This window comes from Kineosphaera limosa NBRC 100340 (genome assembly GCF_000298215.1).
In the GTDB taxonomy this organism is placed as follows: domain Bacteria; phylum Actinomycetota; class Actinomycetes; order Actinomycetales; family Dermatophilaceae; genus Kineosphaera; species Kineosphaera limosa.
This window is the reverse complement of record NZ_BAHD01000019.1, coordinates 19337-38966: the sequence shown is the minus strand read 5'-3', so window position 1 is coordinate 38966 and position 19630 is coordinate 19337. Positions and strand designations below refer to the sequence as shown.

Below are 19630 nucleotides of genomic sequence, written 5' to 3'. Positions count from 1 at the left end.
CATGACATCACCTCCGCAGCCACCGTCGCCGCCTGATCCGCAGGCACAGCCACCGGGTCCGCCGACGTGCCCCCGCCATCCGGATCGGGTCTCGCATCTGCGCTGCCAACGGTGTGGCCGGCCCACGTGCCCGGAGTGTCAGCACCCGGCACCGGTCGGCTTCCACTGTGTCGACTGTCGTCGCGCCGATGCCGCCGCGACCCCGACGCCCCGCACGGCGTTCGGCGGTCGCGGCGGCCAGCAACGTCCGACCGCCACATACACGCTCATCGCGATCTGCGTTGCGGTGTTCTTCCTGCAGCAGGCCGACCGCTCGATCATCCTGTTGGGTCAGTTCTCCCCCCTGACCGGTGACGAACAGCCGTGGCGCTTCCTGACGTCCGCGTTCTTGCACTCCCCGACGATGTTCGCGCACATCCTGTTCAACATGCTGTGCCTGTGGTCCATCGGTCAGTGGTTGGAGCCGATGCTCGGCTGGGCGCGCTTCCTTACCCTCTATCTCGTCAGTGCCCTCGGCGGCTCCGTCGGGTACCTGCTGCTGGCGTCCCCGCCCCAGAACTGGGCGGAGATGGGCGGCGCCTGGGTCACGCCGATGGTCGGGGCCTCCGGCGCGGTGTTCGGGCTCTTCGGGGCCACGATGCTGTTTCTGCGCCACAGCGGCTCGTCGGTGCGCGGCCTGTGGGTGCTGCTGGCGATCAATGCGGCCCTGCCGTTCATCTACCGCGAGATCGCCTGGCAGGCCCACCTCGGTGGCTTCGTCACCGGTCTGGCGCTGGCGGGTGTGCTGCTGGCGACCCGCGGTCGCCAGCGTGCCCGGCTGCAGTGGCCGGCGCTGGCCGGGGTACTGCTCGTCGTCGTCGCCCTGGCTGTGGTCAAGTACGCCATCGTGGACACGAGCTTCGCCGACGCGGTCATCCGCTTCTCGTAAATCCGCAGCTCACACGGCTTTTAGCGGACACAGATCTAGTTATCCACAGAGTATTCCACACCTGTGATTACACGAGTGTTATTCATCCCCAGTCGTGGATAAGCCTGTGGATAACCCCCGTCGACTGTCCCCAACGACGAAGCGGTGGCCCCCGGTCGGGGACCACCGCTTCGTTGCTCGTGAGCGTGACTAGCGCCAGCGGGTCGTCATCATGAAGCCGCTGATGATGAATGCGAACCCGGCCAGCAGGTTCCAGTTGCCCATGGCCCGCACGGGCCACTGGCCGGCGGACAGGTAGTAGATGACGACCCAGAAGAGGCCGATGATCATCAGGCCGCACATCACGGGGACGAACCACGTGGGGTTCGGCGCCGGCGCCCGAGCGATGTCGTCGTGCAGGCCGCCGCGCTGCGACCGCGGCACCCTCTTCTTCTTCTCCTTGTGTTTGCGGGCCTTCGGCGGCACGGCCGCGACCTTCTCCGGCCCGGCAGGCTCGGCCCCGGTGGCCGCAGCGCCGGCCAGTTCGGTGCTGTCGTTGGTGACCTTCCCGTCCGTCAGCTCGACATCGGGGGTCTCGCCGTTGGGCGAAGAGTCGGGACGTGCCACGGTGGATCTCCTGCGTCGATCTCGGGGTGCGCCCACGGATGCTCCGGGGCCCGTTGAACTCCCAGTTTACGTGGGCATACTGGGCGCATCGTCCAGGCGGCCGCGGGTGGCGGCGCGCAGGCGACACGAAAAGGCTCGCGGCACAGGCGGTATCGGGCGTGCAGCGGGCAGATACGGGAGGGTGCAGGGGCATGGCTGACCGCAGGTCTGGCTGGTCGATCGGGGTGCCGATCGTGGCGGCCATCGCCGGTTTGATGTTCGCGACCAGCGCCGGCGCCGCCCGCGGCTCGGATCTGCGCGGCAGTGGCGTGGAGGATCTGCCCGACGTCATCCGCACCCAGACCCGGCTCGTGGAGACCAAGGCACTACGCACCGAGCAGCTGCGCGCCGACGTGGAGGCGCAGACTGCAGCGTTGGCGTCGGCGGACCCGCAGATCGCCCAACAGACCGCTCGGGCCGCTACGTGGGGGGCCGCTGCCGGTACCGAGCCGGTCTCCGGCCCGGCGGTCACGGTGGCCCTGACCGATGCGAACACCGGCGGGCGCATCCCGCCGGGGTACACGGTCGACGACGTCGTCGTGCATCAGCAGGACGTGCAGGCGGTCGTCAACGCGTTGTGGGCCGCCGGTGCGGAGGCGATGACCATCCAGGACCAGCGGGTCGTCGCCACGAGCGCGGTGCGGTGCGTGGGCAACACGCTGATCCTGCAGGGCCGGGTCTACTCCCCGCCGTACGTCATCACCGCGATCGGCGATCCGCAGCGGCTGCTGGCGGGGCTGGAGGCCGATCCGACCGTGGCGAACTACCGCCGATACGTCGATCTCGTCGGCCTCGGTTATCGGGTCACGCAGCCGGGCACCGTGTCGATGCCGGGCTTCACCGCCGGCGTCAGCCCCCGCTTCGCCCGCGCCGACGGCTGAGCCGGTCGGCTCCGGGCCGCTGGGCCGGTCGGCTCCGGGCCGCTGGGCCGTACCCTGGGAGGCAGCCTCGCCCGACCGGGCCCCACAGCGCAGAAGGACCCCTCGTGACCGCCATCCTCGTCGTCGACAACTACGACAGCTTCGTCTACACGATCGTCGGCTACCTGCAGCAGCTCGGCGCGGAGTGCACCGTGGTGCGCAACGACGAGGTCGACCTCGAGGCCGTCGGCGACTACGACGGGGTGCTGATCTCCCCCGGGCCGGGCACCCCCGCCGAGGCGGGCGCGTCGATCGAGGTGATCCGGCGCTGCGGCGAGTTGCGCGTCCCGATGCTCGGAGTGTGCCTCGGGCACCAGGCGCTGGCCGTGGTCACCGGGGCCGTCGTGGGCCGCGCCGCCGAGTTGCTGCACGGCAAGACGTCGTTGGTCGAGCACGACGGCACGGGGGTGCTGGCCGGGCTGCCCAGCCCGTTCACCGCGACCCGCTATCACTCGCTGGCGATCGAGGCCGACACGGTCGGGCCTGCGCTCGTCGTCAACGGCCACACCCCGTCCGGGGTCATCATGGCCGCCCGGCACGCCCACCTGCCCCTGCACGGCGTGCAGTTTCACCCCGAGAGCGTGCTCACCGAAGGCGGCCATCGGCTGCTGGCCAACTGGCTCGTGCTGTGCGGGCACACCGACGCCGTCGAGCGGTCGGCCGGCCTGGGGCCGCTGGTCAGCGTTACCGCCTGAGAGGTCGTGCCGGCTCTACGCCGCCGCTCCACGCCGGCTCTACCCCTGGCGCGGCCGCGCGGCGCGAGCCGCTACTGCTGGCCACCGCCGTCGGCGGGCGGGTCGTCGGTCGAGGTGGGTGTCGGCGACGGCGAGTCGGGGTCGGTGGGCGTCGCGGGCGGTGCCGGGGCGGTGGGGGTGACGGTCTCGGTGCGGGTGACCGTCTGCGTTTGCGGCCGGGAGCGCACGACGTCGAGCACGACCTCCGTGCCGACGGGTACCCGCGTCTTGGCCTGATACGACTGCGCGATGACGCTGCCGACGGACCGGGTGCTCGTCACATCCTCCCGGCGGTAGCGCAGACCCACCTTGCTCAACGCCTCCTGCGCCTTGGCTTCGCTCATGCCGACGACCTCGGGCACGACCGTCTGCCCGTTGCTGATCTTCAGCGTCACGGCGCTGCCGGCGGCCACGTTCTCTTCGGCCTTGGGCTCGGTGGCCACGACGCTGCCCTGGGCCACCTCGTAGCTGTCGACCTGGTCGATGCCCTGCACCTCCAGGCCCAGGTCCGAGAGCTTCTGGATGGCGGTGTCCTGCTGGAAGTTGCGCAGGTTGGGCACGACGACCTGCCCCGGCCCGGTGGAGACCCGCAACTGGATCGTGCTGTTCGGCGGGCGTTCGCCCTCGCGCGGGTCTTGTTCGACGACCGTGCCGGGCGCCGCGGCGTTGGCCACAGGTTGGGAGACCGGCATGAGGCCCGCATCGGTGATCTGCTGATTGGCGTTGGCCTCGGGCTGCCCGATGACGTAAGGGACGGCCACGGGCGCGGGATCGCCGCCGAGGTGGTCGCGGCCCAGCCACAACCCCAGGGTGACGGCCAGCGCGGCCAGCACGCCGACCACCCAGGGCAGCGCGCGGTTGCGCTGGCTCTTGTCGTGGTCGGCGCGTCGGGTGGTGATCGACGTGGTCGCGGGGGCCACGGGCGCCGAGACCTTCTCCGGCAGCGGTGCGGGCGCCAACTCTCCGGCGTCGACCGCGGCCGCGGCGGCGATGGTCGGCTCGCGACGCAGCACCGACTCCAGGTCGGCGGCGAACTCGTCTCCGGACTGGTAGCGCCGGTCCGGGTCCTTGTTGAGGGCGTGCAGGATGACGACGTCGAGGTTGGCCGGCACCTCGGAGTTGTGCACCGACGGCGGTTGCGGCGGCTCGCCGACGTGCTGGTAGGCGATGGCCACCGGAGAATCCCCGACAAACGGGGGGCGGCCCGTGACGAGCTCGTAGAGCAGGCAGCCGGCGGAGTAGAGGTCGGAGCGGGCGTCGATGTCGCGGCCCTGGGCCTGCTCCGGGGACAGGTACTGGGCGGTGCCGACGACGATGCTGGTGTTGGTCATGGTCGCCGCGGTGTCGGCGATGGCGCGGGCGATGCCGAAGTCCATGACCTTGGCCCGGTCCGCGGAATCGAGCATGACGTTCGCGGGTTTGATGTCGCGGTGGATGATGCCGTGCTGGTGGCTGTAGTTCAGCGCCTGCAGCACCTGCGCCATGATGCGGGTGGCCCGCATCGGCTCCACGGGTCCGTCCTCGTGCAGGATCTCGCGCAGGGTGCGGCCACGCACGTACTCCATGACGATGAACGGCACGGGCATCTCGGCACCGCCGGCCTCGTGCATCACGTCTTCGCCGGAGTCGAAGACGGCGACGATCGAGGGGTGGTTGAGGCTGGCCGCGGCCTTGGCCTCGCGGCGGAACCGCAGGAGGAAGGTCGAGTCACGGGCCAGTTCGGAGCGCAGGATCTTGACGGCGACGTCGCGGCCGAGGCGGGCGTCGTAGCCGCCGTGCACCTCCGCCATTCCGCCGCGGCCGATGAGCTCACCGACCTCGTAGCGGCCGGCGAGCAGTCGGATCGCCTCCGTCACTCCTGACTCACCGCCCTTCGGCTTCTCGGTCCACTGCCTTCTGATCGGCTGAATTGCCCTGTCCTTGAGACTGATTCGAGGATAGGCCGGTGTCGTCCCCGGAGCCGCCACCAGGGTTTGCGCCCGCGTTCGCGCCGGCGACACCGCCCGCGTCCGACCCCCTGGCGCCACCCTCGGCCTGCGCGTCGCCGGCGCCGGACTGCTCGCCCGGGTCGGCGGCCCCCTGCGTGCCCGGCGACTGCTCGTCGGTGGGCGGGGACTCCTCCTCCTCGTCCGGCGGCGGCGTGGTCTCGGGCGACTCGGCGGGCGGGGGCGTGGTCTGCTCGGGACCGGTGGAGACGTTGAGGGTGATGATCGCTCCCGGCGAGACGTCGCCGGAGGGGTTGATGGAGATGACGCGTTCGGCGGCGACGTCGTTGTTCGACTGCTGATTGATCGTCGTCTGGGAGAAACCGAGGGAGCGCAACTCGCTTTGTGCCTGCTCGACGGTCATCCCCGCGAAGCGGGAGTTGTCGAGGCGCACGCTGTCTTGCGTGGTCGGTGTCGTCGGCGTCGGGGTGGTCACCTCGGTCGTCGGGGTGACCGGGGGTGTCGTCTCCTGGCTGGTGCCGCCGGAGAGTAGCCCGGACTGCGCCAGGAAGAAGCCGCCGAGCACGAGCAGCAGTAGGACCGGGACGATCCACACCCACGGGTTGGACTTCTTCTTCTGCTCCGGCATCGGCCCGGTGGGGTACCCGGGGTAGCCCTGGCCGTACTGGCCGGGGTAGCCGCCCTGCGGGGGGTACCCCGGAGGGGGATAGCCGGTTCGCCCGGTTGGGGCCGGGGGCTGGACCATCGTGGGGGCCGGGCCGTGCATCGCCTGGGTGGGGCCGGCGTCCGACGGAAAGACCTCGGTGGAGTCGAAGGCGGCGGCCTCGGGCCCACCGCGCAGCGCGGAGGCGACGACGGCGGCGCTCGGTGGCCGGTTACCGGGGTCCTTGGCCAGGGAGGCCATGACGACCCCGGCCAGCGGCTGGCCGACGCCATCGGGCAGCGGCGGCGGGTCGTTGTGGATGTGCGCCATGGCGGTGGCCACCGGTGAGCCCTCGTCGAAGGGCCTGGTGCCGCTGAGCATCTCGTGCGCGACGACGCCCAGGCTGTAGATGTCGCTGGCGGGGCCGGCGGGCTTGCCGGTGGCCTGCTCCGGGGAGATGTACTGGGCGGTGCCCATCACCTCGCCGGTGCGGGTGATGGGGGCGGCGTCGACGGCGCGGGCGATGCCGAAGTCGGTGAGCTTCACCTGCCCGTCGGGGCGCACGAGGATGTTCGCGGGCTTGACGTCGCGGTGGATGACTCCGGCGTCGTGCGCGGCCTGCAGTGCGGAGGCCGCCTGGGCGACGATCGAGGCGGCGCGGCGGGGCTCGATGGGCCCCTCCTCGCGGATGATCGTCGACAGCGGTTCGCCTTCGACGAGTTCCATGACCAGCCAGGAGGCGCCGGCGTCTTCGCCGTAGTCGTAGACCGCGGCGATATTGGGGTGCTGCAGCATGGCGGTGTTGCGCGCCTCTTCCCGGAAGCGCCGGATGAAGCCGGGTTGCTCGGCCAACGAGGGCGAGAGCAGTTTCATCGCGACGGTGCGCCCGAGCACGCCGTCGGTCGCGCGCCACACCTCACCCATGCCACCGACGGCGATGCGATCGCCGAGGGTGTAGCGGTTGCCGAAGACGGAGCCCTTGTGGAACTTCATCGCGAAATCACTGCCTCCATGACCTGACGGGCGATCGGGGCGGCGACGCTGCCCCCACCCGCTGACATACCTGCATCCCCGCCGTCTTCGACCACGACCGCCACGGCGATCGCGGGATCGTCCGCCGGGGCGAACCCGGTGAACCACGCGTGCGGCGCCAAACCCTCCCCGTGTTGGGCCGTACCGGTCTTACCGGCGACACGAACGCCCGAGATGCGGGCGCGAGTTCCGGTGCCCGACGTGACGACGGCCTCCATCATCTGCGTGAGCTGGCCGGCCACCTCGGGGGTGGTGGCCTTGCTCAGCTCCCGCGGCGCGGTCTGGTCGATGACCTCGAGGTCGGAGCCGCGGGTCTGCTTGACGAGGAACGGCTGCATGAGGGTCCCCTGGTTGGCGACGGCGGCGGACATCATCGCGACCTGCAGCGGAGTGACGCGCACGTCGTACTGGCCGATGGCCGACTGCGCCTCCTGCGGTGCGTTCATCTGTTCGGGCATCGTGCTGGGAGTCACGCTCATGGGGATGCCGATCTGCTGGCCGAAGCCGAACTTGGCGGCTTCGTCGCGCAGGGCCTGGCCGCCCAGCTGCATGCCGAGCCAGCCGAAGGCCGTGTTGCACGAGTCCTCCATGGCCTGCAGCAGGTTGACGGTGCCGTCGCCGCATTGGCCGCGCCAGTCGTTGACGAGGCCGGCGGTGGTCTGCGGCAGGTCGAGCACCGCGGGGCCGGGCAGCTGGCTGTTGGTGTCGAAGCGGCCGGAGGAGAGCGCGGCGGCGGCGGTGATGATTTTGAAGACCGACCCGGGCGGGTACAGGTCGCCGCCGATGGCCCGGTTGACCAGCGGGCGCTCGCTGTCTTCGTTGAGGGCGGCCCACGCCTGCTGCACGCTGTCCAGGTTGTGGCTGGACAGCGTGTTGGGGTCGTACTGCGGGTGGCTGATCAGCGCGAGGATGGCCCCGGTCTTGGGGTCGAGGGCCACGACGGAGCCCTTCTGGTTGCCCAGGGCGTTCTGGGCTGCCTCTTGGGCGCGCGGGTCGATGGTCAGTTCGAGGCTGACGCCGCTGGGTTGCCGGCCGGTCAGCAGGTCGCCGAGGCGGCGGTAGAAGAGCTGGTCGGCGTCGCCGGCGAGGAGCCCGTTCTCGGCGGACTCCAGGCCCCCGCCGGCGCCGTAGATGAAGGAGAAGTAGCCGGTGAGGTGGCTGTTCAGCTTGCCCTTGGGGTAGGTGCGTTGGTACTTCAGCTCGTCGCTGGTCTCTTCGGAGCGGGCGATGGCCTCGCCGGCGACGAGGATGGCCCCGCGCTCTTGACTGTAGGAGGCCAGCAGCGTGCGCCGGTTGCCCGGCTTGTCGCGCAGCTCGTCGGCCTGCACGTACACGATCCACGTCGAGGCCACGAACAGGGCGCAGAACATGGCGGTGACCACGAGGGCGAGCTTGCGGATCGGTGCGTTCATCGCGGCTCCCCCTTTCCGCCGCCGTTGCGTCGCCCGCGGCCGACGGTTTCGGACAGAGGCACGACGACCTCGTCTTCGACGGGACGCCTGGCGTGGTCGCTGATGCGCAGCAGCAACGCGATGATCGTCCAGTTGGCCAGCAGGGACGAGCCGCCGGCGGACAGGAACGGGCTGGTCAGACCGGTGAGCGGGATGACCCTCGTGACGCCACCGACGACGACGAAGATCTGCAGGGCCACCGAGAAGCTCAGCCCGGCGGCGATGAGCTTGCCGAATCCGTCGCGGGTGCCCAGCGCCGTACGCAGGCCGCGCTCGACGAGCAGCACGTAGAGCATGAGGATCGCGAACAGCCCGACGAGGCCCAACTCCTCGCCGAAGCTGGGGATGATGAAGTCGGACTCGGCGAAGTAGGTCAGCTGCGGGTGGCCGCGCCCCAGCCCGGTGCCGAGCAGGCCGCCGGCGGCCATGCCCATGAGGCCGCGGACGAGCTGGTCGCTCTGGGCCAGCGCCTCGGCCGACCAGGGGTCGAGCCAGAAGAGCACCCGCTGCTGCACGTGCCCGAACAGCAGGTAGGCCACGAAGGCACCGCCGCAGAACATCAGCAGCCCGATCGTGATCCAGCTGATCCGCTCGGTGGCGACGTACAGCATCGCGACGAACAGGCCGAAGTACAGCAGCGAGCTACCCAGGTCGCTCTGGAAGACCAGGACGAGCAGCGAGACGACCCAGACCATGAGGATGGGGCCGAAGTCGCGGCCGCGCGGCAGGGGGAAGCCCAGGACGCGTCGACCGGAGAGGGACAGGGCGTCGCGGGTCTGCACGAGGTAGGCGGCGAAGAAGATCGTCAGGATGATCTTGGCGACCTCGCCCGGCTGGAACGAGAACGGCCCGATGGCGATCCAGATGCGGGCGCCGTTGATGGTCTGCCCGAGCCCGGGCAGCATCGGCAGCAGCAGCAGCACGAGGCCGGCGACCATGAGCGTGAACATGTAACGGCGCAACCGGCGGTGGTCGCGCAGCACCACCAGCACGCCGGCTGCGATGATCATCGCCAGGGCGCTCCACATGATCTGCCGCGGGGCCATGGCCGTCGAGCCGATGCGGTCGTTGGCCAGGTCGAGCCGATGGATCATGACGATCCCCAGCCCGTTGAGCAGGGTCGCGATGGGCAGCAGCAGCGGGTCGGCGTAGCTGGCGCGCCAGCGCAGCACGAGGTGGAAGGCGACGGCGAAGCCGAGCAGCCACGCGCCTTGGGTGATGAGGTCGATCGGCAGCTGGCCCTGCACGGCGAAGCCGACGTTGACGTAGGCCAGCATCACGATGCCGACGGCGAGCAGCAACAGGGCGAGTTCGACGTTGCGGCGGGTGCGCGGCACGAAGTTGGAGACGGTGGTCATGACTGCCCCGATCCGCAGGGCACCCCGGCGTTGCGGCGCTGGACGCACGCGGTCGCCTGGGCCCGCAACTCGTTGATCTGGGCTTCGGCGGCTGCCTCGTCGGTGGCGCGGATGGTGCGTTCGACCCGCTCCCGGTAGAAGTCGGGCAGGTCGGCGACGTCGACGTCGCTGGTGGTGCGTACGGAGGACAGCGTGAAGGGCCCCAGGGTCTGCGGCAGCCCTTGGAAGACCGCGACCTTGCCCCCGGACTCACCGACGAACAGTTGCTGCTGGCTCCAGGCGTAGGCCCCGTACAGCCCGCCGAAGAGGGCGAACAGGACGATCAGCACGAGCGCCACAATGCGGGCGATGCGCCCGCGGCGGCGGGGCTCGTCGGCGGGGTCGGCGTCGGCGTCCAGGTCGGCGACGACGCTGCGGCGCAGGGCGGCGGCCTTCTGCGCGGGGTTGAGCACCAGCGGCTGCGTCGTGTCTTGGCGGCGTTCGGCCACGGCGCCGACGACGATCGGCTGGGTGGCGCCGTCGGCGGAGTCGACGATGTCGCCGACCACGCACGTCACGTTGTCGGGGGCGCCGGCGCGCATCGCGAGGTCGACGAGTCGGCGCGCGGTCTCGCTGGGGTCGTAGCCGGCGCGCACGACCTCTTCGATGGTGGCGCGGCCGACGTAGTCGGACAGGCCGTCGGAGCAGATGAGGTAGCGGTCGCCGATGTGGGCCTGGCGCATGGACAGGTCGGGCTCGTCCTCGGGGGCGCCGGTCAGCACGCGCGTGACGAGGCTGCGCTGCGGGTGGTGCTCGGCCTCCTCATCGCTGATGCGGCCGGCGTCGACGAGGGACTGCACGAACGAGTGGTCGCGGGTGATCTGGCTGAAGATGCCGTTGCGCAGCAGGTAGGCGCGGGAGTCGCCGATGTGCACGAGGGCCAGGCCGTTGGGGCCGCTGCGCAGCAACGCGGTCAGCGTGGTGCCCATGCCGTGCAGGCCCTGATCGGCGGCCATGGCTCGGGCCAGGGAGCGGTTGGCCTCGGCGACGGTGTCGGCGAGCACCTCGAGGGCGTCGTCGGAGCCGTGGCTGTCGCCGTCCAGAGGTGCCAGGCGCGCCAGGACCAGGGAGCTGGCGACGTTGCCGCCCGCGTGCCCGCCCATGCCGTCGGCGACGGCGAGCAGGTGTGGCCCCGCATATCCGGAATCCTCGTTGCGCGAGCGCACCAGACCGACGTCGGTGCGCGCCGCGAAGCGCACGGCAACACTCATGCCCTATCGCCTCAGCTCCAGGACGGTGGTGCCGATCCGCAACTGGCTCCCCGCCTGCAAGGGTGTGGGCGCGGTGATCTTCTCACCGTTGACGTGGGTGCCGTTGGTGGAGCCGAGGTCTTCGACGTACCAGGTCTTGTCGTCGAGGTAGACGCGGGCGTGCCGCCCGGAGGCGTAGTCGTCGTCGAGCACGAGGGTGCACTCGGGGTTACGGCCGAGCAGCACACCGGACTCCTTGAGCGGCACGGTGGTGCCCCGCATGGGGCCCTCCATGACGGCCAGGTTGGTGAACGACTTCTTCGAACGGGCCGGGGTACTGGCGGTCGGCCGCACCCGGCCGCGGCCGCCACCGCCGGGGGCGCGGGTGACGATGCGGGTGCCGTACAGGTCGGAGCGAAGCACCCCGACGATGCTGAAGATGAACAGCCACAGCATGACCAGCAGCCCGAGGCGGACGACGGTGAGGGTGAGTTCGCCCATGGGTTTCAGCGCCTCCGGGTCCGCACGTTGAAGGAGACCCGCCCGACGGTGACCCGGTCGCCGTCGTTGAGTCGTTGTGAGGTGATGCGTTCGCCGTTGACGTAGGTGCCGTTGGTGGACCCGAGGTCGCGCAGCCCGACGATGAGGTGCGGGCCGTCGTGGGTGACGCGCAACTCGGCGTGGCGGCGGCTGACGCCGGGGTCGTCGAGGGTGATGTCGGCGCCGGAGTCGCGGCCCAGGATCGTGATGGCCGCCAGCAGCGGGTAGGTGTCGCCGTCGAGCTCGAGCCACGGGCGGTGGGCCGGGTCGGGCAGTGGTGGGGCGGCCTGCTGGGCCACGGTGGGCTCCGGCTCGGGAGCTCGCGGCGCCGGCGCGGCGGGTCGCTCGACGGGCTGGAAGCTCTCGCTGCGGCGGTACGGCTCGTCGCGGTCGTCGCCGGTGCGGGAGTCGCGCCGGGAGTCGGGACTCGAGTCACGGCTCGGGTCGCGGTCGCCACGCTCGGCGGAGCCTTGGCTCTCGGGAGCGGGCTCGCTCTGCCAGGGCTCGTCCCAGCCTTCGTCGCGCCGCTCGTCGCCGTAGATGCGCATGGGCGGGCGCTCCGGAGAGCGGGAGCGGGCCCCTGGCGCCCCCTGTCGCTCATCACCCGGCGTCTGCTCGCTCTCGTCGTCGCCCCAGGCGTCGCGGTCCCGTTGCCGTTGGGCCTCCCGGGCCTCGTGCTCTTCGGCGGACTCGTGCCGGGCGATGTAGGAGCCGGAGCGTCCGGCGGCGGCCGTGCCGGCGGCTGCTCCAGTAGCGGCGGTGGCGGCGTGGCCGGCGAGCCCGGCAGGTCCCTCGGCGGCGGCGGTCGCCTCCGGCGGGTGGGGCAGATTGCGGGGCTTGTGCTTGGGCTCGGTGGGCTGCTTGGCGCGCTTGGCGCGGCGCTCCTCCTCGAAGCGCCGTTGGGCGCGGCTGGAGTGGCGCGGCTGCGCAGGGACCTCGCGCTGCGCGCGGGGCCGCACCCGAAAGACCCCGGTGTTGAGGTCGTCCTGCTGCACGAAGTCGACGTGCAGGGGTCCTTCGGTGAGGTAGCGCTGCGACTCGACGTGCTCGTCGACGGCGGCCAGCAACTCATCGACCAGCACGTCTTCGTACATGGTGAGGCGCTCGTAGTCGCTGGGGTCGAGCTCGATGGTGAAGGCGTTGGGCACCATCGTGCGGCCCTTGCCGACGACGGCGGCCCGTTCGTCCATCGCGCGGCGCATCGCTGAGGCGATCTCTACGGGCTGGACCTCGGCCCGGAAGGCGCGCGCAAAGGCTCCGTTGATCACCCGGTCGAGCTTGCCTTCCAGACGGTCGAACAACCCCACGAGCATCCCCTCCCTTCGCTTGGTCCCCGATGTGGATCCGCGGTGTCTTCTCGTCAGGGTATCGGCCAGGACTGACATACAGGCCGGACGTGGCCGCTGGGGCCTGACTCCGGGTCAACCCGGGGTCTTGTGAGAGTGAGCTGAGAGCATGTAGTTGACACATCACCGATGCTGCCGCACTATGTACATGACGCATCACCTACTTGTGGTGTTGGCATCGTTAACGACGAAGGGAAGTTCAGTCATGACCACGACCGTCTCCGCCCCCACCACGCTCGCGGCGCTGCAGGGCACCTACACCCTCGACCCGAGCCACACGCGGATCGGCTTCATCGCCCGCCACGCGATGGTCACCAAGGTGCGCGGCAGCTTCAACGAGTTCACCGGTCAGGTGCTCGTGCCCGAGGCGGGCCTGGCCAACGCGCAGGTCGCGGTCTCGATCGAGGTCGCCAGCATCGACACGCGCAACGCGCAAAGGGACGACCACCTGCGCAGCGGCGACTTCTTGGGCGCGCCCGACTTCCCGCAGATCACCTTCACCTCGACGCGGGTGCAGGCGACCGGTGACACCCAGCTCGAGATCACCGGTGACCTGACGATCAAGGGCGTGACGAAGTCGGTCACTGTCCCGTTCGAGTTCGAGGGCGGGGCCGTCGACCCGTTCGGCAACGAGCGCATCGGCTTCGAGGGCTCGGTCGTCATCAACCGCAGCGACTTCGGCATCACCTGGAACGCGGCCCTGGAGACCGGCGGCGTGCTCGTCAGCGAGAAGATCGCGCTGGAGTTCGAGGTCTCGGCGATCAAGGCCGCCTGAGCGGCGCCGGCGCTGTTCGTAGCGGTGAGCCCGTGCCGGGGGCCCGGCACACTGAGCGCATGACTGCGACGAGTGGTGTCGGCTCCCCCGGCGGCCCGACGTATCCGGCCGATGCGTGGGCGCGGGTGGCCTGCGAGGCGCTGGCGACGGTGTACCCCTACGCGCCCGGCCATGTCGTCACGGGGCCGGAGGATGTCGACGTGCGGCCGCAAACGCTGCATCCGGCGTTCTGGGGATGCCTGGATTGGCACAGCAGCGTGCACATGCAGGCGAGCCTGCTGGTGTTGCTGGCGGACGGACCGTTGAGCGAGCCGGTGGCCGCACGTTGCCGGGAGCTGCTGGATGCGCGCCTGACGTGGGCGGCGATCGAGGTGGAGGTGGAGTACCTGCGGGGGCGCCCGTCGTTCGAGCGCCCGTACGGCTGGGGGTGGGCGCTGATGCTCGCGGCGCAAGCCCGCGGCACGCGCTGGGAGGGGCCGGTGGCCCCGTTGGCGGAGCAGATCGTGGAGTTGGTGCCGGCGTGGTTGGCGCAGCCGCTGCCGGTGCGCCACGGGGTGCACTCCAACTCGGCGTTCGCGTTGACCTTGGTGCTGCGGGCCGTCGCCGCACTGGACCGCCCGGAGCTGACGCAGTTGGCGCGGGCGCGGGCTATTGACTGGTTCGGCGCGGACGGCCCAGCGGATACCTCGGCCGAGCCGAGCGGCCACGACTTCCTGTCCCCCGCGCTGACGCAGGCGGCGCTCATGATGCGGGTGCTCCCACAGGCCGGCCGGTCGGGGTGGCTGGCCGGCTACCTGCCCGGCCTGGGCGAAGGGGCCCACGGGCACCTGTTGACGCCGCCGCTGACGCAGGACACGAGCGACGGCCAGCTCGCGCACCTGCTGGGGCTCTCCCTCTCCCGGGCGTGGCAGTTGCGTGAGCTCGCGCCCTACCTGCCAGAGCCGGCCCGAGCTGCGGTGCTGGCGGCGGCGGAGGCGTTGTTCGAGGCGGTGGCCCCGGTCGTCACCGACGGCGACTTCATGTTGACCCACTGGCTCGTGACGTTCGCGCTTTTCGCCCACCTCGCGGGCCGCCCGCAGTAGCCCTCACTCGTCGACCCCCAGGTCAGCCCGCCTCGGGTCGTCACTTTTGGGGCCCAGTTGTCAGCCTTTTCTGACGACTCGGGTGCGAAAGTGACGACTCGTCTGGGTGGAAGTGGCACCTCGAGCGCGAAAGTGACAACTCGGCGCGCGGCTCCGACGGCAGGCTCGGACCGTACCGGCGGCGCGACTCCGGGCGCCCCCCGCAGGGGCTTCCAGCCTGCGTCAACGCCCCGGTTTGGAGTTCTCGCCCCCCTCTGGCAGGCTAGGACGGCGCGCGCGAGTGGCGGAATAGGCAGACGCGCACGGTTCAGGTCCGTGTGCCCGAAAGGGCGTGGGGGTTCAACTCCCCCCTCGCGCACCACGGCGAGTTCAACAAACTCGCCCGGTTCAGCTCACAAACTCTGACGTGGGCTGACCTGCGGTTTTTCGGCGGGCGCGGTACTTCGCGCCCGCCGAACCTCGTTAGACGCCGCGCTAGGGTCCGTCCCTTGGAGTCAGCGCCGCCGAGCTCGTAGCCGGCAAGAGCAGTGATCAAACGGGAGTCACGCAGACGAAGGGGTAGCGCGGCCGGATCATGTCCCGCGGGGAGTTTCGGGGAGCCGAAACGGTGGCGACACAGAAACACCGGGCCCATGGCGTACTCGCCCCGAGGGAGGCGAGCCTGCGCCAGTCGAGGCCATTGCCCGCCCACGGTGATCGCTAGCTGCGGCGTGGGAAGGGTTGCTGGGTGCAGATTTTCGTGGCGTGCGCGGGGAGCGGCAGCGAGTCGCGGGGGCGGCTCCTGGAGGGGATCGAGCGCGTCGAGCGCAGGTATGCCTCCAGGTGGGCGAAGGCGCCGGCGCGCCGCACCGCGTCGTCAGCCTCCTGTGCCATCGCCTTGTGGCAGGGCGGGGCAGGGTCGCGGTGGCCGGCCTGGGTGGGTGACGGTGCTGAGACTGTGGCGTCGTTGTACGCGCCGTTGGGTTTCGAGCGGGTGGTTGAGGCGCAGCCCTTGGAGTCGGCGCCGCTGCGTCTGGCTCGGGCGTTGCGGCGGCGTCCGAGCGCGATGGAACTCATCTCGCCGCCGTTTGTGTGCGCGAGTCTGGACGAGGGTGCGGATCGGCTCACGCTGCTGACGGATTCGGTGGGGGTCGGGCGACTGTTCGAGGTGCGGACTGCGTGGGGTTGGGTGTGGAGTAACCGGCCTGAGGCTGCGCTGTCGTTCGCGGGGCTGCCGGCGCGGGCGGATGAGGTGGGGTGGGCTCATATCGGGGTGGCCGACGAACTGTTCGGTCAGGTCAGCGCGTACGAGGGGGTGCGCGTCATTGATGCCGCGACGTGCCTGGAGTGGGATGGGCGCGCGGGGCGGCTGAGCGTGTCGGCGGTCGACACCGTGTCCTCGTGGGCGGTTCCGGATCGGGCAGCGCGTTCTGGGGAGCTGATCGAGGCTGCTGCACAGGATCTTGCTGGGGTGGCGGCGTCGGTGGCCCGCTTGTTCGATCAGCGTCCGGTGGTGGATCTGACGGGTGGGCGGGACTCTCGGTTGGTCGCAGCGGCTTTTCTGGCGGCTGATGCGGACGTGTGTCTGCATACGCACGATGCGCTTCCGGGTGATTTGCAGGTGGCGCGCGAGCTGGTGGGCTTGCTCACGAGTCCTCCGGAGCATCGTGTGGAGCATGTGGCCACCGGTGGGGCCGGCGAGCCGCCGCCCTGGGAGGCTATGGCCAACGCGCGAGCCTGGCATCGCTTTGCTGAGGGGATGCGCCCGTTCAGTTACCTGCATTACCCGGCGCCGAGATCTCTCGACGTTGCCCACCCTTTGGCGATCGGCGGAGCGGGGGGTGAGGTGGCTCACGGCTATTTCTACCCAGCTGCCCGGGAGGAATTGGAGCGCCTGCCGCTGGAGGAAATGCTGGGCCGCTTCGCAGACAGCATTGTCGCTCGGTACGCGCCGGTCGCGGGCGCTGATCCGCAGGCTCGCGCACTGGTGCGGGAGCAGATTCTGGGTACGTTGCGGAGCATCGCTGATCGCGGTTATCGGGATGCCACGGTTCTGGACGTCTTCTATCTGCGGGAGCGGATCCGGCGGTGGGGGTCGACGGGTGAGCGGACGGGTGTGATTTCTCCGTTGCTGGCGCCGGGGTTCTTGCGGGCGGCTTTGAGTCTGACGCCGCAGGAGCGGTCTGCGAATGTGCTGCATCGTGAGTTGACGCGCCGGCTCGTGCCGCAGTGGGCTGATCCGCCGTACTATCCGGCCGAGTACGAGCGTATGCCGGCTGCGGCTCGTCCTGCGGCGCCTCGGGTGATTCGGGTGGGCGATGCGGCGGACCGAGACGCGGTGAACAGTCTGATCCACGATCGTCAGGCCTGGGCGGCGGCTTTCGACCCGGCGCTGGTGGATTCGCTGTGGGCGGCCTCGGTGGCGGGGCGTACGGACGCACGCCAGGAGCGTGTGTTGAGGGCGGTCGTGTGGCGCGGGGCGTTCGAGGATCACCTTGATGAATGGAACGACCGGCCTACTGATCGCCCGGTCGTGGCGTGGGTCCCGCCACCGCCGCCGCCGTCGCCACCGTCGCCGCCGACCGCGCCGGCCGCTGCTGCGGTCGATGGCGCGCCGCGGCCCCGGCAGGTAGGAGCCGTGAGCACCGAACAGGCACCCCCTCGCAGTGCGGTGCCGTTGGCCCGCAGGCTGTCTCGAGGGTTGGCCGCCACGCGGGTGTGGCGCCGTGTGCGGGGCACATCGATGGGAGCGGTGCTGCGCTCAAGGGGCCCGGGAGGCGCGGCGACGTGGGGTGCGGCTGTAGCCGTCGGCCCCCCGGGGGCCGACGGATCGAGCATCGCGATGAGAACATTCATCGATTGCTGATGGTCGTCAGCTGTTTGGCGTGTGTCGTTATGACGTTCTCTTTGTCTGGCTGCTCTTCACGGTCCGAAAGAGCCAGTTGTGCGCAATACTCGTTAGAGGATTCGGGGGAGTTTGGGGACTGGCTAACTAGGAGCTTTACGGACATCCGGAGCCAGCACTTCGTATCCGATTGTGATAGCGGAGGTGGTCTGGTTGTCTACGCTTTTGTGCCGGAGGCCAAGCGGAGTAGTCTGATCTTGGATCTAGGGCAGCGTGGCTGTAGTGATCCTGTTAAGGATAAGTATGGATCGGTCATCATCGACTGCTCTGCGAATGTCTACAAATATCCGTTCGAAGTGGTACTCTCGGATAACGAGTCAAATATTCAATTCGAGCTCGTGTCGCCGTGATGTGATGAATTAGTGACCTACGGCTACGACGGCGCCGACGCCGCGGGGGAGGTTGGAGACTGGTTAGCCCCAAAGGTGCGTTTCCGAAAGGACTGAGCACATGCTGGGCTGCGTGGGATCGACACCGTTCAGCGAGAAGCCGACTCTGTGCGGCACCCTGGTAACCCTTCGTCCGATTCAGGCTGCGGACGCCGACGCCATCGACGCACTCATTCGTGCGGATGACGAGATCGCCCGGCTGACCGGGTCGGTCCATTCCAGCGCGGAGAAGCCCGACGAGGTTCCGATCGAACGGCTCCGGCAGATCTACGGCGAATGGGCCGTCGCCGACGACCGGCTCGTGCTGGCTGTCATCGACAACTCATCCGGCACCCTCGTCGGCGAGGTCGTGCTCAACGACTGGGACCACGGCAACCGTGCGTGCGGGTTCCGCACCCTTCTCGGTGCGGCCGGTCGTGGGCGAGGCCTCGGCACCGAAGCCACCCGTCTCATCGTCGAGCACGGACTCACCACGATGGGACTGCACCGCATCACCCTCGAGGTGTACGACTTCAACCCTCGCGCCCGACACGTCTATGAAAAGGTCGGCTTCGTCCACGAAGGGATCGGGCGGCAGGCGCTGCGCTTCGACGACGGGTGGGTCGACGTGCACTACATGGCTGTGCTCGGCACGGACGCGCGCCCCTGGAGCCCACCGGCCTGATGCGGGCGTCGTCAGCGGCGCCTGCGGGTGAGGGCCTTCTCCTCGGCCTCCATCTGGGCGACGAACTCGCCCTTGCTCGACTGCCACCGGTCCTCGGTGTGGTCCGTGCGCCAGTAGCCGGAGATCGACACCTGGTTGCGCGGGAGGCCGCGCTCGACGAAGAGGTAGCGGCGCAGGTCTTTGATCATGTCGGCGTTGCCGTGAACGAACGCCTCGACCCGCCCGTGCGGCCAGGGGGTGGCGCGCACGACGCGGGCGAGGCTGTGCCCGTAGCCGAGCCCCTCCTCGTCGCGGTGCACCCAGGTCACCTCGATGCCGGCGCGTTCCGGGAGCGGGATGTGGCCGGCAGCGTCCGCGGTCTCGACAAGGACCATGGCCCGGGCGCCCGGCGGCATTGCCTCGAGGGAGGCCGCGATCGCCGGCGCGGCCGACTCGTCGCCGGCGAAGAGGTGCACGTCGGCCGATGGTGAGGGCGCCCACGCGCCGCCGGGGCCGAAGAAGCCGATCGTGTCACCGGGCTGGGCGGTGGCCGCCCACGGGGCAGCGAGCCCGGAATCGCCGTGGACGACGAAGTCGAGGGCCAGCTCACCGGCCTCCCGGTCGAGCCAGCGGATCGTGTACGTCCGCGTTACCGGCCATGCCTCCCGCGGGTGCGTCCCTTGGATCGCGTCGGGGTCGAACGGCCAGCGATAGTCCGCGCCGGCCGGAGCGAACAGCAGCTTGACGTAGTGATCGGTGAACTCCAGCGGCGCCATCGCCGCGATGTCCTCGCCCCCCAGGATGACCCGGACGTAGTCGGGGGCCACCTGCTCCGTGCGCACGACGGTGGCGGATTTCGGGACACGACGAGTCTTGGCCATACGGGTAAGGCTAGCCTTACCCGCGTGTGGGCCAAGTCGCCCCCTGAGTCCCCCCACCCTCGAACGGTTAGCTGGTCACGCGATCTGGCTCGTGCTACCGCGCGTGCCAAGGGGGCCGAAGGGGTCAGTCGCGCCAGCCTTCGACGGGATGTCACCTGCCGGTGGCGCGCTCACCGGACAGGATGGGGACCAGGCGCGCGGCCA

The 19630-nt window shown here is 70.1% G+C and carries 17 protein-coding genes and 1 tRNA gene; 8 read left to right on the top strand and 10 right to left on the bottom strand.

Annotated features, from left to right (window positions below):
* The first annotated feature begins 286 nt into the window (after positions 1 to 286).
* A complete protein-coding gene (locus tag KILIM_RS06800; protein WP_006591914.1) occupies positions 287 to 928 on the top strand; it encodes a rhomboid family intramembrane serine protease in 642 nt (213 codons plus the stop codon).
* A gap of 189 nt (positions 929 to 1117) precedes the next feature.
* Here the strand turns inward: KILIM_RS06800 and KILIM_RS24610 are convergent, their stop codons facing one another.
* On the bottom strand, positions 1118 to 1534 hold the full coding sequence (locus tag KILIM_RS24610; RefSeq protein ID WP_006591913.1) for a cell division protein CrgA: 417 nt from the start codon (positions 1532 to 1534) through the stop codon (positions 1118 to 1120).
* A gap of 191 nt (positions 1535 to 1725) precedes the next feature.
* On the opposite strand from KILIM_RS24610, the gene KILIM_RS06790 reads away from it, so the two are divergent.
* Entirely contained in the window at positions 1726 to 2454 is a 729-nt protein-coding gene (locus KILIM_RS06790) for a DUF881 domain-containing protein (protein WP_040562485.1), read from the top strand.
* A 104-nt stretch (positions 2455 to 2558) separates the two neighbouring features.
* Positions 2559 to 3188, top strand: coding sequence for an aminodeoxychorismate/anthranilate synthase component II (locus KILIM_RS06785; protein WP_006591911.1), 630 nt, complete (start codon positions 2559 to 2561; stop codon positions 3186 to 3188).
* Between the two features lie 71 nt (positions 3189 to 3259).
* On the opposite strand, the gene pknB is transcribed toward KILIM_RS06785, so the two are convergent.
* The 7 genes from pknB to KILIM_RS24930 are packed head-to-tail and all read right to left on the bottom strand — an operon-like array spanning position 3260 to position 12733.
* Positions 3260 to 5083, bottom strand: coding sequence for a Stk1 family PASTA domain-containing Ser/Thr kinase (pknB, locus tag KILIM_RS06780; protein ID WP_006591910.1), 1824 nt, complete (start codon positions 5081 to 5083; stop codon positions 3260 to 3262).
* A 7-nt stretch (positions 5084 to 5090) separates the two neighbouring features.
* On the bottom strand, positions 5091 to 6809 hold the full coding sequence (locus KILIM_RS06775) for a protein kinase domain-containing protein (RefSeq protein ID WP_006591909.1): 1719 nt from the start codon (positions 6807 to 6809) through the stop codon (positions 5091 to 5093).
* The gene (locus KILIM_RS06770) at positions 6806 to 8260 is read right to left on the bottom strand and encodes a peptidoglycan D,D-transpeptidase FtsI family protein (protein ID WP_006591908.1); all 1455 of its coding nucleotides are present in this window, start codon (positions 8258 to 8260) and stop codon (positions 6806 to 6808) included. The genes KILIM_RS06775 and KILIM_RS06770 overlap by 4 nt, the downstream gene beginning before the upstream one ends.
* Positions 8257 to 9657 (bottom strand): FtsW/RodA/SpoVE family cell cycle protein, encoded by a 1401-nt coding sequence (locus tag KILIM_RS06765; RefSeq protein WP_006591907.1) that lies wholly within the window; start codon positions 9655 to 9657, stop codon positions 8257 to 8259. Before KILIM_RS06765 ends, KILIM_RS06770 begins: the two co-directional genes overlap by 4 nt.
* Positions 9654 to 10907 carry a PP2C family protein-serine/threonine phosphatase gene (locus KILIM_RS06760; RefSeq protein WP_006591906.1) on the bottom strand — a complete coding sequence of 418 codons (1254 nt, stop codon included), beginning with the start codon at positions 10905 to 10907 and terminating at the stop codon, positions 9654 to 9656. The genes KILIM_RS06765 and KILIM_RS06760 overlap by 4 nt, the downstream gene beginning before the upstream one ends.
* A gap of 3 nt (positions 10908 to 10910) precedes the next feature.
* On the bottom strand, positions 10911 to 11387 hold the full coding sequence (locus KILIM_RS06755) for an FHA domain-containing protein FhaB/FipA (protein WP_006591905.1): 477 nt from the start codon (positions 11385 to 11387) through the stop codon (positions 10911 to 10913).
* 5 nt (positions 11388 to 11392) lie between these two features.
* Positions 11393 to 12733, bottom strand: a complete 1341-nt coding sequence (locus KILIM_RS24930; protein ID WP_255247616.1) for an FhaA domain-containing protein — start codon at positions 12731 to 12733, stop codon at positions 11393 to 11395.
* 244 nt (positions 12734 to 12977) lie between these two features.
* On the opposite strand from KILIM_RS24930, the gene KILIM_RS06740 reads away from it, so the two are divergent.
* The 3 genes from KILIM_RS06740 to KILIM_RS06730 all read left to right on the top strand — a co-directional run bounded on the left by KILIM_RS06740 (position 12978) and on the right by KILIM_RS06730 (position 14990).
* Positions 12978 to 13547, top strand: a complete 570-nt coding sequence (locus tag KILIM_RS06740; RefSeq protein WP_006591903.1) for a YceI family protein — start codon at positions 12978 to 12980, stop codon at positions 13545 to 13547.
* A 59-nt stretch (positions 13548 to 13606) separates the two neighbouring features.
* Positions 13607 to 14629, top strand: a complete 1023-nt coding sequence (locus KILIM_RS06735; protein WP_051988669.1) for a DUF2891 family protein — start codon at positions 13607 to 13609, stop codon at positions 14627 to 14629.
* Between the two features lie 274 nt (positions 14630 to 14903).
* Positions 14904 to 14990: transfer RNA gene (locus KILIM_RS06730), tRNA-Leu, on the top strand.
* A 338-nt stretch (positions 14991 to 15328) separates the two neighbouring features.
* Here KILIM_RS06730 and KILIM_RS23925 read toward each other — a convergent pair.
* Entirely contained in the window at positions 15329 to 15502 is a 174-nt protein-coding gene (locus tag KILIM_RS23925; protein WP_157551536.1) for a hypothetical protein, read from the bottom strand.
* A 64-nt stretch (positions 15503 to 15566) separates the two neighbouring features.
* On the opposite strand from KILIM_RS23925, the gene KILIM_RS06725 reads away from it, so the two are divergent.
* Positions 15567 to 17474, top strand: coding sequence for a hypothetical protein (locus tag KILIM_RS06725; protein WP_157551534.1), 1908 nt, complete (start codon positions 15567 to 15569; stop codon positions 17472 to 17474).
* Between the two features lie 501 nt (positions 17475 to 17975).
* Positions 17976 to 18566 carry a GNAT family N-acetyltransferase gene (locus KILIM_RS06720; protein ID WP_255247615.1) on the top strand — a complete coding sequence of 197 codons (591 nt, stop codon included), beginning with the start codon at positions 17976 to 17978 and terminating at the stop codon, positions 18564 to 18566.
* 11 nt (positions 18567 to 18577) lie between these two features.
* Here KILIM_RS06720 and KILIM_RS06715 read toward each other — a convergent pair whose 3' ends face one another.
* Complete coding sequence (locus tag KILIM_RS06715) at positions 18578 to 19426, bottom strand: siderophore-interacting protein (RefSeq protein WP_006591897.1); 849 nt, start codon at positions 19424 to 19426, stop codon at positions 18578 to 18580.
* Between the last annotated feature and the right edge of the window lie 204 nt (positions 19427 to 19630).

Bases quoted from the DNA above. Each gene is read 5' to 3' on its own strand.
- KILIM_RS06790 (WP_040562485.1), top strand. From the start codon at position 1,726: ATGGCTGACCGCAGGTCTGGCTGGTCGATCGGGGTGCCGATCGTGGCG.
- KILIM_RS06775 (WP_006591909.1), bottom strand. From the start codon at position 6,809: ATGAAGTTCCACAAGGGCTCCGTCTTCGGCAACCGCTACACCCTCGGC.
- KILIM_RS06770 (WP_006591908.1), bottom strand. From the start codon at position 8,260: ATGAACGCACCGATCCGCAAGCTCGCCCTCGTGGTCACCGCCATGTTC.
- KILIM_RS06765 (WP_006591907.1), bottom strand. From the start codon at position 9,657: ATGACCACCGTCTCCAACTTCGTGCCGCGCACCCGCCGCAACGTCGAA.
- KILIM_RS06760 (WP_006591906.1), bottom strand. From the start codon at position 10,907: ATGAGTGTTGCCGTGCGCTTCGCGGCGCGCACCGACGTCGGTCTGGTG.
- KILIM_RS06755 (WP_006591905.1), bottom strand. From the start codon at position 11,387: ATGGGCGAACTCACCCTCACCGTCGTCCGCCTCGGGCTGCTGGTCATG.
- KILIM_RS06740 (WP_006591903.1), top strand. From the start codon at position 12,978: ATGACCACGACCGTCTCCGCCCCCACCACGCTCGCGGCGCTGCAGGGC.
- KILIM_RS06735 (WP_051988669.1), top strand. From the start codon at position 13,607: ATGACTGCGACGAGTGGTGTCGGCTCCCCCGGCGGCCCGACGTATCCG.
- KILIM_RS23925 (WP_157551536.1), bottom strand. From the start codon at position 15,502: ATGGCACAGGAGGCTGACGACGCGGTGCGGCGCGCCGGCGCCTTCGCC.
- KILIM_RS06715 (WP_006591897.1), bottom strand. From the start codon at position 19,426: ATGGCCAAGACTCGTCGTGTCCCGAAATCCGCCACCGTCGTGCGCACG.